A 10984-nucleotide genomic window follows, 5' to 3' on the forward strand; every position below is an offset into this window, starting at 1 on the left:
GGGACTTGGACTGTTGGCCGACCAGGGCTCGAACCTGGACTCTTCTGGACCAAAACCAGACGTGTTGCCAGTTACACCATCGGCCAATCATTAAACTTCAAAAGACTTGCTCTTTTTTAGTGTGACAAATGTAACAGGTCTTTTTTTTTAATGCAAATCCCATTTCGAAGAATTTTCTTCCAAAACCTTTAAATCGCTAATTCTCAGAAACAAATTTTATCTTTTTAGATATGATAAAAGCATATTTTTTTTCATTAGAGCGTTTTTGATGCAATTATCACCTGTGAAGGAACATCTCCGATAAACGAGGTCAATAATTATCTAGTTAATTTGCCTTACAAACCTGTCAGATTCACTTTGGCATAATTGTCATTTGAATGTTATGGATGTATTGTCAATTTGCTGGCGATTTAAAACAAGCCAATTGCTATTTCCATAATTTATTCATTCATGTCATTCAAATCCCCCTTATTAATAGTATTTCTTTTCTTCTCCACCATTTCCGGAATTTTTGCTCAGCAACAGTTTACAGGAACCATTATAGACAGTCAATCAAAGGAGCCATTATTTGGAGCATATGTTTTTATAAAAAACCAAGATGGGGAAACCCTTCAATCTTCTTACACTGATTTTGATGGAAAATTTAAAATAAACCGACCCGTAGTTAAGGAATTTTTATTAGAACTTTCCTTTATAGGTTACCAGACCTTTCAACAAAAAATGACCTCCCCTGAAGGAAGTGATTTGGGGGTTTTTGAAATTGTAAGTGATGGACAGGAATTAGAAGCATTTGAATTGTCAGCAGATGCCCTCACCGGGGAGGTCAGAGGCGATACAGTAGCTTTTAATGCCAATGCCTTCAAAACCAGACCACAAGCAGATGCGGATGAACTGGTTCGGAAAATGCCCGGAGTGGTAATCCAGAATGGTGTTATTGAGGTGCAAGGTGAAGAGGTAAAAGAGGTTTTGGTGGACGGTAGGCCTTTCTTTGGTGACAACCCAGCCGCGGCCTTAAAAAATCTTCCGGCACAAGTTGTACTTAAAATTGAGTTTCTGGACCAAGGAAGTGAAGAAGCAAAATTAACAGGCTTTGATGATGGTGAAACCATTAAAACGATTAATATCATAACCAAGCCGGATATGCGTGCCGGTAGGTTTGGTAAATTTTATGGAGGCTATGGTACAGACAATAATTATATTGGAGGAGGAAATATGAACTTCTTCAATGGTGCCAAAAGGTTATCCATTTTAGGACTGAGCAATAATATCAATCAGCAAAATTTTGGAGGAGATGAGTTAGGAAGCTTGGAAAGCAGTAGTGGAGGAAGTAGTGACGGACTAACTGTAGGTGAGTTGCCCGGAATTACGAATACCAATGCCTTGGGGGCTAATTTCTCTGATGAATACTTGGATGAAAAATTAAAAGTTTCAGGAAATTACCTGTTTAATGACAGAGATAATGTGCTGAATAGGACTTCATCCAGAGAGTATATATTACCTGATGATAGTCTTCAGCTTTATAATGAAGATAGAAACTACCATACAAAAACGCAAAGTCACAGGTTTAGTGCGAGGATAGATTATAAAATCAACGAAAAACATGCCTTGGTTCTTCGGCCAAGAATAGGATTGGATTATAGAAATTCTGTAAACCTTTTGGATGCCTATAATCTTTATGATGAAAATACTTTCATCAATAGAAATCAGAACGAGACCACCTCTTCTCGAGAATCCATGAGTTTTGCCAACTCCTTGAATTACAGGTATAAATTTAACAAAGAGGGAAGGGCTTTTTCTACCTTTGTCTATACCAGTAAATACAATAGTGATAGTAATTCTGATCTGGTATCGGTGGCCACTAGTTTTCAAGATAGCAGCATTGATTCCCTGATCCAATTCAAGGATAATAAATACAATAGTTTTTATTACAATGCGGGAGTTAGGTTTTATGAGCCGCTTAGTGAGAAATCGCGTCTTCGTTTTGGATACCGGGTATCAAACAATAGCTCGAATACAAGACAGGACGTAGAAATTCAGGAGGCAGAAACAGGGCTTATCCAGATAGATAGTGCTTTGACCAATAGGTTTGAGAATAGTTATATTACCCATAGAGGAGGCGTGGGTTATAGTTTTAATACAGAAAAGCTTTCATTTTATAGCAACGTTAATTACGAATCTGCTCATATAGACAGTGATAGGCTGTTTCCGGGGTTTGAAAATACAAAAAAATCATTTTCCAATTTTCTACCTAGAGCAGTTATCAATTATGAAACGGGAGAGTTCAGTTCCTTGAGAATTGATTACAATACGGATACCGACGCCCCATCCATCGGTCAGTTGCAGGATGTGATCAGCAATGCCAATCCATTGCAACTTTCCTCAGGTAACCCTGAATTAGATCAAGAGTACAGTCATAGGCTTTTTACACGTTTTAGGATTATAAACCCCGAGACCAATAGGTCATGGATGTTTTTTCTTTATGGAAATATAAGAAACAATTATATAGGCAATGAAACCTTTATAGCCTCTCAGGATACGCTCATACAAAACGATATAACCTTGGCTCAAGGAGGACAATTTAGAAAACCGGTAAACCTTGACAATTATTATGTTTTTAGGGTTTATGGTAGTTATGGTTTCCCTCTTAAATTCATGAAAAGTAACCTGAGTATTAATTCAAGCTTTACCACAAGAAACAGACCGGGCATAATTAATGGTCAATTGAATAACAATAACAATACTTCTTACAGGCAAGGGATTAACCTAAGTAGTAATATCAGTGAAAGCGTGGATTTCAACCTTTCCTCCCGTGGGACTTTTAACTGGGTGAGAAGTAGTTTACAAGAAAGTTTGGAGAACAATTATTACACCCATAGCACCAAAGCGGATCTATTCTGGAATTTTGTTGGAGGTGTATTTGTAGGCACAAGTCTCAATCACCAGCTTTATACAGGCCTGGGCGATGCGTTTGATAGAAGTATTCTGCTTGCAAATATGGATATAGGCTATAGAATTCCACCTAGCAATAAAACTGAAATTAAGCTTACCGTTTTTGATTTGTTCAATCAAAACGCAAGTATTAATAGAAATGTTACGGATGTGTACATAGAAGATGTCAGGACACAGGTTTTAAAACAGTTTTTTATGCTTACAGTTACCTATAACCTCAGAAGGTTTGGAGGTTATGACATGGCTTTATAGATCCACACATAAGGTTTAACCTGGCTAAGGCCTAATAGGTGACTCAGAAATGGGTCACCTATTTTTCTATGATTTCCACCTTGTAAATTTTCACAAAGTCCTCTTCCTTATCCGTATTGAATTTGGATAGCCACCAAAGCGACCCGTTGCGTACCAAGAATTGACGGTGATCCAATTTGTCCGGAAGCGCTAAACTTTGTAACGCTTCTCCCTGGTGATTCATTAGGAATAAGGCTGGTTGGTATTTATTTTTTATTTTATTCTTAAAATCGCTGTAATCTTCTCTGTTCTTGATGGCTTTATAGGCTTCTCTATCTGCCGGTTCATATCCGGTAGAAAAAGAGGTGATAAGGTAATCTTTGTAAACTTTTAAGATGTAGGTGCGCCCTGCAGATTCATCGAAGGCGATGGCCTTTGGATCTGCCTTTGACCGGTCTGCACCTTCGCCCATATGGTAATTGGGATAGACGATCCGTTTTCTATTCAACAATTGGTGAGATGAATCAATGTCGTAGAAATTAAGGTATGGATCTGTTCCGGCAATGACCAACAACTTATCACCCAAAATGGTTAAGGATGGGTTCATCTCGGAAATTTCATAGGCCCTTCCGGTACTTCGGAAAGGGCTGTCTTCTTCAAGGTTAATGATTCGTTCTGCAGTACCTTTTTTAGGGTCAAATTTCACCAAAAGTTGAAATTGATTGTAATACTCATCTTCTGTTTTATTGTACTTTCCCCATGCAACCAATCCTTTTTGGTAAAATAGCCCCTTATGTTCCATTAATTCAGTATCTGCAGCTGCACGGCCGGCCAATAATGGAGGATCTTTTGAAAAGGCTCGGTGCGAGATTAAGTTTCCATTAGCATCATATTCAAAAAAACCATTTTGTGAAACCAGAGAAATGTCCTCACGATCTTTAATTTTGGCAGCGCTGTATAAAAAACCTCCGTAGCTGTCCTTTTGGTCACCACCTTTTTCCATTCTAAGCAACAGATTTCCTTTGAAATCTGTCATTAAAATAATACCTCTTTGTCTGTCGTGAAACAATATCCGCTCACTCTTGGGTTGGATATCCATAAAATCAAGTACTCCTAAATAATCGATGCGAATGCTGTCTGTAATTTCAAGTGATAGCTTGGTTGTTGTTGCTTTTTCCTGTTCACAAGAAAGAAGAACAAGAGAGAAGATGGCATAGGATAAGAAGTTGAAATTCAGAGAGCGTTTCATTGTTTTTTTAACTAAATAAATAATTATAATTTATAAATACAAGAGATTAGTTGATTTTATGATTTTGATATTTTTTATAAAATATAGTTTTGATGGAATTATTTTCTTTATGGATACACTAATATTCTGCTATACTTACATAAATACATATTTTGTTTTTAGAGAGTTTTGACTTTTGGATTCTGTTTTTGGTTTTGTTATTCACCGAGTAGCATTCAGTACAAATGCCCCTAACGAATGCTTTATTGATTAGAGCATTTGACTTTAAATGGTTAGGTTTGTAATTTATAAATGAACCACATTTATGGAAGCACTGCTTAAAGAAATTCGCGCTTGTACCCTATGCGAGAAATTTCTTCCTTTAGGTCCAAGACCAGTATTGTCTGCCCATGCAAATAGTAAAATCCTGATCGTTGGGCAGGCACCTGGGACCAAAGTGCATGCAAGTGGTCTGCCTTGGGACGATGTAAGTGGAAAAAACTTACGCGCTTGGATGGATGTAGACAAGGATCTATTTTATAATCCTGAAATTTTTGGAATTGTGCCGATGGGATTTTTTTACCCCGGAAGGGGCAAAGGAGGGGATCTTCCACCTAGACCTGAATGTGCCCCAAAATGGCATCCTGACTTGATGCGTGAAATGCCGAAAATTCAATTGGTATTACTTATCGGGCAGTATGCCCAACGTTATTATTTGGGAAAAGAAAAGAAGAAAAACTTAACCGAAACCGTTAAAAATTACCAAGATTATCTTCCTAAATTTTTCCCCCTAGTGCATCCCTCACCCAGGAATAGAATCTGGCAAATGAAAAATCCATGGTTTGAAGAAGAGGTTGTGCCTGCTTTACAACTTGCTGTGCATGCCCTCTTATGACCGGAAGTTTTATAGATAAACCTATCTATTATTGCCTTATTAGAATTTTATTTCTCTATGTTTTATAGCAATGTGGTATGGTTTCTTGTCGTTTTTTTAGAATATAATTTGTCTATTTTTTTAAATAACATTATTTTGAGGCATGAAAAACCCAAGACGTGAATTTTTAAAAAAATCGACTTTATTAGCAGGAAGCCTGCTTTCCATTCCAACCATTATTCCTGGATCTGCTTTGGGTAAAAATGGTTTTGTCTCACCTTCTGATAGAATAAATTTGGGTTTTATCGGTGCGGGCAATCAAGCTGGAAATGATGTTAAAGACTTTTTGAAAGACAAGCGTGTTCAGGTTACTGCCATTTGTGATGTCAACAAGAAAAGTCCGGGTTATTGGAATGGCAAAGTAGCCGGACGAGATTATATCATGCAGGTAGTAAATGATTATTATTCAGAAAAAAACAATAAGCGTTATCAGTCTGCAAGCGGTTACACAGATTTTAGGGAATTATTGGCAAATAAAGACATAGATGCAGTGGAGGTGGTTACACCTGACCACTGGCATTCTATCCCAGTGATGATGGCTGCAGCTGCAGGAAAGCACATTTACTGTCAAAAGCCATTGTCTCTGACGGTAGAAGAAGGTAGGGCCATGAGTGATGCCGTTAAAAAGTACGGTGTAACTTTTCAAACGGGAAGCCAGCAAAGATCCAGTTATCATTTTAGAAGAGTTTGTGAGCTGGCGAGAAATGGTAGGTTAGGGGAGTTGCATACCGTATCTTGCGGGTTACCCGGAGGCACTCCTGATTTTGGTAAGACGGGTCACTTGACAGAGACCATTCCGGTTCCCAAAGACTTCGACTATGACATGTGGTTAGGGCCTGCACCGGAAGCAGCTTATAGTCCTTGCAGAACCCATGTAAATTTTCGTTGGAATTTGGATTATTCCGGAGGAAATGTAACAGATTGGGGAGGGCATCATCCGGATATTGCCCAGTGGGGAATGGGTACTGAGCTCACAGGCCCTGTGAAAATTCAAAATGCCCAAGCGGTCTGGTCAGATCATCCGGTATGGAATACGGCTACCAGGTTTTATTTTGAGTGCATCTATGACAATGGTATAAAATTAATTATCCAAAGTGACAAAGATTTTGGTGTAACCTTCCAAGGAACAGAAGGGTCTGCTTGGGCCACAAGAGGAGATCATAAAATAAACCCTGAAAGTCTAAAAGACACTGTAATTGGTTCTGATGAAACCCAACTGTATGTTAGTGACAATCATTTTACGAACTTTATAGATTGTATCTATTCCGGAGAGGAAACCATTGCACCTGCAGAGATAGGTCACCGATCGATTACCCTTGCACATCTGGGGAATATTGCCATGATGCTGGAGCAAGATTTATTGTGGGACCCTGAAAAAGAACAGTTCAAGGGTAATTTTGCAGCCAACCAATTGCTTAGCAGAAAAATGAGGGAACCATGGGGTGCAGTCTATCAAAGCCTGAAAGGCTGATTTTTTTATCCTAAAAGAACTTTTATCAAAATACCTGATAAAAGTCAGTCAATGAACTGAGCAAGCTAAGCATTTTGGGGAAGGAATGAGGGTAATTTTGTATTCATTCAAACGGTCTTTTATACGTCTGAAGAAATTAATCAAATTTACCAATATGCCTCAAATTCATAATTTCCATATCCCTGTAATGGGTTTGGGTTTTACTGTAGATACCCCATTAAAAGTTGCACGTTTTGGCATTTCCTCCGTAGTCTCGATAATGGATGATCAGCTGCTGGAAGATATGCGTAGCCATTATACGCCTGAAAAGGAGTTTGAACCAATTTCTGAAAAGGTTCCTGACTCCAGAGCAAAAAGGATCAAGACGTACCTAAATTTTTTGCAGCGGAAAGTTGATCGGCAGGTTGAGGAATTGAAAAGGCAAAATTTTGGAGAAGGGCAGGAAATAGACAAATACTTTGATTTGTTGCCCTTTGATCATCCCCTTAGTTCCCTTTACTTAAATATGAAGCTTGCTACAGGTAATAAAAAATTGAACCTTCAAGAAGCACTTAGGGAGGCCATTGAGCCGGGTAGTATAGATGTCAATATAATGACCAAAGTGGACAAGCTCAATTATGACAAAGAAGGAAACGTTTTGCCTAGGGAGTATTCAGATGCTTTATTGGCTTTAAAAGGCTTTGCAGAAAGTGATGTTAGAGGTGGAGTGGTTTTTTCTGCAGGCATGAACCCTGCTTTATATGGCTATGCGGAGCAATTTGAAGATTTCTTTCCAGATGAAAATGGACACATTAGAAAGCCCATTATTTTGAAAGTCTCTGATTACCGCTCAGCACTAGTTCAAGGGAAATTTTTAGCAAAAAAAGGATTATGGGTAAACGAGTATCGAATAGAATCCGGTTTGAATTGTGGTGGACATGCTTTTGCCACAGATGGATTCCTTGCAGGCCCAATTCTTGATCAATTCAAATCGAATAGGGGAAACCTTTGCAATGATGTATTGACGATCTGTCAGGCCGCTCTAATAAAAAAGAACAGGCCATTATTGAATTCAAGAGCTCAGCCTAGAATCACTTATCAGGGAGGTATTGGTAATTCAGATGAAAACCGGATGCTTTTGGAGAAATATGCATTGGATGGCACTGGTTGGGGGAGTCCATTTTTGCTTGTTCCTGAAGCAACGAGTGTAGATAAGAATACTTTCGAAAAGCTGCTTAAGGCCAAAAAGTCAGACTTTTATTTGAGCAGGGCCTCACCTTTGGGTGTTCCATTCAACAACTTAAGGACGAGCACTGCGGAAGCACAGCGGAAGGAGAGAATTGCCAAAGGAAGGCCGGGAAGTCCTTGCTATAAAAAACTGCTATCGTCTAATGTGGAGTTTACAGACAAGCCTATCTGTACAGCCTCTAGACAATATCAAAACCTGAAAATCAAACAGAGGGAAGCAGGAGAGATTGCTGATTCGGAACTAAACGAGGTGTTGGAGAAAGATTGTCTTTGTGAAGGCTTGGGGGCTCCCGCCCTTTTAAGTGCTGGGGAAACTCCTCGGAGAAACCTCAATGCCGTAACCATTTGCCCCGGTCCGAATTTGGCCTATTTCAAAGGCTCTTTCAGCTTAAAAGAAATGGTCGATCATATTTATGGAAAGGTGAACTTGAGATTGGACCCTGAACGACCTCATGTGTTTGTAAAAGAACTACAACTTTATATTAAGCATCTAAGGTCAGACTTAGAAAATGCCATGCCTGAAAATGGTAAGAAAATGGAGGCTTATATAATTAAATTTAAGAAGAATTTATCTGATGGCATTGCTTATTACCAAGAATTTAAAGACAGTTGGACCAAGGAAAACACCTTAGTTCTGGAAAGGGTAAAAACCCAGTTGGCTGAAATGAAACTAAATTTTCAATTGGTATAAAATTTTTTTCTAATCTCAATTTTTTAATTTAGGGGCCCCTTACCAATATAAGTTTATTGGAAAGGGGCTTTTTGTTATGCAATATTTGAATTAATTGCTTTGATGAATTTTTATAACTACAATAAATTATTTGTTCAATAAATATAGTTTCATGGAAAATTGCAAGGCTGTTATTTTTGACATGGATGGCGTGTTGGTCGATTCAGAAGGTTACTGGAATAAAGCTGAATATGAGGTATTTACATCACTGGGGGTGGAGGTTACAGAAGAAGGTGCTAAGCTGACCAAATCCATGACTACTTATGAGGTTACCCGATTTTGGTATGAGCGATTCCCTTGGGGAGGTGTTTCTTTAGAAGTTGTCGAACAGTTGGTTGTCTCAAGGGTTATTGCTTTCATTGAGTCTGAAGACTGTTTGGTTAAAGGGGTAAAATCCTTTATCGAAAAATTAAAAGGGAAAAAGTATAAAATTGGTTTGGCAACAAACTCCCCACAAAGAATTATTCCTGTTGTTTTAAAAAAATTAGATGCATTACATTTATTCGATGTAGCCCTATCTGCTGACGCTGAAATTAAAGGGAAACCGGATCCTTCCATTTATTTTAGTGCTGCTAAAAAGTTGGGTGCAAACCCTGATGCATGCTTAGTAATTGAAGATTCCTATTCAGGAATGTTGGCCGCAAAAAATGCAGGAATGCAGGTCATTGCTTTTACCAATGGGGGTAAAGTCAGAAATTTTGAAATTTCAGACCATCAAATAGACAGCTTTGAAATGGATGCGATACCATTTTAACTGGTAATTAGCAACTTTAATTATTGAGCCAAAATTTACTACTTGGATTTTCTGAGCAATCAAATTCACAGTTAATCTCAAAAAATTCGAATTAATCCCTGCTTTAATAATTCATTTTTCTCAAGATTGAGCTCTTGACCAAATAGGGTTCTGATGAGTGGTATGAGTTCAATTGCCAATTCCTGTAGGTGTATTGATAACATTAGAGGGGGGTTGTCTTATGATCTTGGACGGGAATTTGTGGGAAATAAATACAAATTTAATTTTTAATGCAATTCTAATTTCTGTCCGGTAGGATGCTATATATAAAAATTACAATTGGATTGCGAATGATTTTACGGCAAAAATCGAATGATTAAACCCTTATGTGAGGAAAGGGTAAGGGTTTATATTATGTGCCCAAATAACATATATGATTAGAGAGACACTATAATGAATGTGAAATGACAAAAAGAATATTAATCATAATCCTATTTTTGAGTAGCTATCAGTACTCTTCAGCTCAGGATGACAATTTGAGATGGTTAGATATTGAGCTTTCAAATTACCAATATCCCTATGCGGTTTCTTACTTGCCATTGAACATTCAAGACCAAGATTTGAAAATGGCCTATATGGATGTGAAGCCTGACCAATACAATGGGAAAAATATTGTTTTATTCCATGGAAAAAATTTTAATGGGGCTTATTGGGAAACAACGATTGAAGCCCTAACTAAGGAGGGGTTTCGGGTGATCGTTCCGGATCAAATCGGGTTTGGGAAGTCTTCTAAGCCGGCTAATTTCCATTATACCTTTCAACAACTTGCCCGAAACACCAAGGCAATATTGGATGCATTACAAATTGAGAAATCGGCCATTTTAGGCCACTCCATGGGAGGGATGTTGGCTACCCGATTCGCTTTGATGTATCCTAATTTTACGGAAAAACTTATTCTAGAGAATCCCATAGGCCTTGAAGACTGGAAACTCAAAGTTCCCTATAAGCCAGTTGAATGGTGGTATCAGAATGAATTGAAAAAGAATTATGAGGGAATAAAAAAATACCAGCTTACTAATTATTATGACAATAAGTGGAAAGCTGAATACGATCAGTGGGTTAACTTGTTGGCAGGTTGGACGCTTAATTCATCCTATGAAACCATAGCTTGGAATTCGGCGCTAACATACGATATGATTTTTACCCAGCCCGTGGTGTACGAATTCAAAAATATCTCTGCGCCTACCTTGTTAATTATCGGTACCAGAGATAGAACGGCATTGGGAAAAAATCTGGTATCGGAGAAATTAAGTAAAACCATGGGTTTATATGATGAATTAGGTAAAATTACTAAGAACCGGATACCAAATGCTGAGTTGGAGGAACTTTCTGATGTTGGTCATTTGCCCCATATTGAGCGTTTCGAAGGTTTTATCACTCCTTTGATTAATTTCTTAAAAAAATAATTTGTTTTTTTAGGG

General features: G+C 38.1%; 7 protein-coding genes and 1 tRNA gene. 6 read left to right on the top strand and 2 right to left on the bottom strand.

Features of this window, described 5'->3' with window-relative positions; genetic code table 11:
• Positions 1–13: 13 nt before the first annotated feature.
• Positions 14–86 (bottom strand) — tRNA-Gln (locus tag AAC037_RS09830).
• A 364-nt stretch (positions 87–450) separates the two neighbouring features.
• On the opposite strand from AAC037_RS09830, the gene AAC037_RS09835 reads away from it, so the two are divergent.
• A complete protein-coding gene (locus AAC037_RS09835; RefSeq protein ID WP_339902830.1) occupies positions 451–3201 on the top strand; it encodes a TonB-dependent receptor in 2751 nt (916 codons plus the stop codon).
• A gap of 58 nt (positions 3202–3259) precedes the next feature.
• Here the strand turns inward: AAC037_RS09835 and AAC037_RS09840 are convergent, their stop codons facing one another.
• Complete coding sequence (locus AAC037_RS09840) at positions 3260–4429, bottom strand: hypothetical protein (protein ID WP_339902831.1); 1170 nt, start codon at positions 4427–4429, stop codon at positions 3260–3262.
• Between the two features lie 304 nt (positions 4430–4733).
• Between AAC037_RS09840 and AAC037_RS09845 the strand changes: the two genes are divergently transcribed.
• From AAC037_RS09845 to AAC037_RS09865, 5 genes are all read left to right on the top strand, one after another.
• Entirely contained in the window at positions 4734–5303 is a 570-nt protein-coding gene (locus tag AAC037_RS09845) for a uracil-DNA glycosylase family protein (protein ID WP_339902832.1), read from the top strand.
• 142 nt (positions 5304–5445) lie between these two features.
• Complete coding sequence (locus AAC037_RS09850) at positions 5446–6813, top strand: Gfo/Idh/MocA family oxidoreductase (RefSeq protein ID WP_339902833.1); 1368 nt, start codon at positions 5446–5448, stop codon at positions 6811–6813.
• 154 nt (positions 6814–6967) lie between these two features.
• Positions 6968–8731, top strand: a complete 1764-nt coding sequence (locus AAC037_RS09855) for a hypothetical protein (RefSeq protein ID WP_339902834.1) — start codon at positions 6968–6970, stop codon at positions 8729–8731.
• A 151-nt stretch (positions 8732–8882) separates the two neighbouring features.
• Complete coding sequence (hxpB, locus tag AAC037_RS09860; RefSeq protein ID WP_339902835.1) at positions 8883–9524, top strand: hexitol phosphatase HxpB; 642 nt, start codon at positions 8883–8885, stop codon at positions 9522–9524.
• Positions 9525–9967: 443 nt separating this feature from the next.
• Positions 9968–10969 (top strand): alpha/beta hydrolase, encoded by a 1002-nt coding sequence (locus AAC037_RS09865; RefSeq protein WP_339902836.1) that lies wholly within the window; start codon positions 9968–9970, stop codon positions 10967–10969.
• Positions 10970–10984: the final 15 nt, after the last annotated feature.

This window comes from uncultured Cyclobacterium sp. (genome assembly GCF_963976465.1).
In the GTDB taxonomy this organism is placed as follows: Bacteria; Bacteroidota; Bacteroidia; order Cytophagales; family Cyclobacteriaceae; genus Cyclobacterium.

Excerpts from the sequence above, each read along its gene's own strand:
- hxpB (WP_339902835.1), top strand. The coding sequence starts at position 8,883 with ATGGAAAATTGCAAGGCTGTTATTTTTGACATGGATGGCGTGTTGGTC.
- AAC037_RS09865 (WP_339902836.1), top strand. The coding sequence starts at position 9,968 with ATGACAAAAAGAATATTAATCATAATCCTATTTTTGAGTAGCTATCAG.
- AAC037_RS09855 (WP_339902834.1), top strand. The coding sequence starts at position 6,968 with ATGCCTCAAATTCATAATTTCCATATCCCTGTAATGGGTTTGGGTTTT.
- AAC037_RS09850 (WP_339902833.1), top strand. The coding sequence starts at position 5,446 with ATGAAAAACCCAAGACGTGAATTTTTAAAAAAATCGACTTTATTAGCA.
- AAC037_RS09840 (WP_339902831.1), bottom strand. The coding sequence starts at position 4,429 with ATGAAACGCTCTCTGAATTTCAACTTCTTATCCTATGCCATCTTCTCT.
- AAC037_RS09835 (WP_339902830.1), top strand. The coding sequence starts at position 451 with ATGTCATTCAAATCCCCCTTATTAATAGTATTTCTTTTCTTCTCCACC.
- AAC037_RS09845 (WP_339902832.1), top strand. The coding sequence starts at position 4,734 with ATGGAAGCACTGCTTAAAGAAATTCGCGCTTGTACCCTATGCGAGAAA.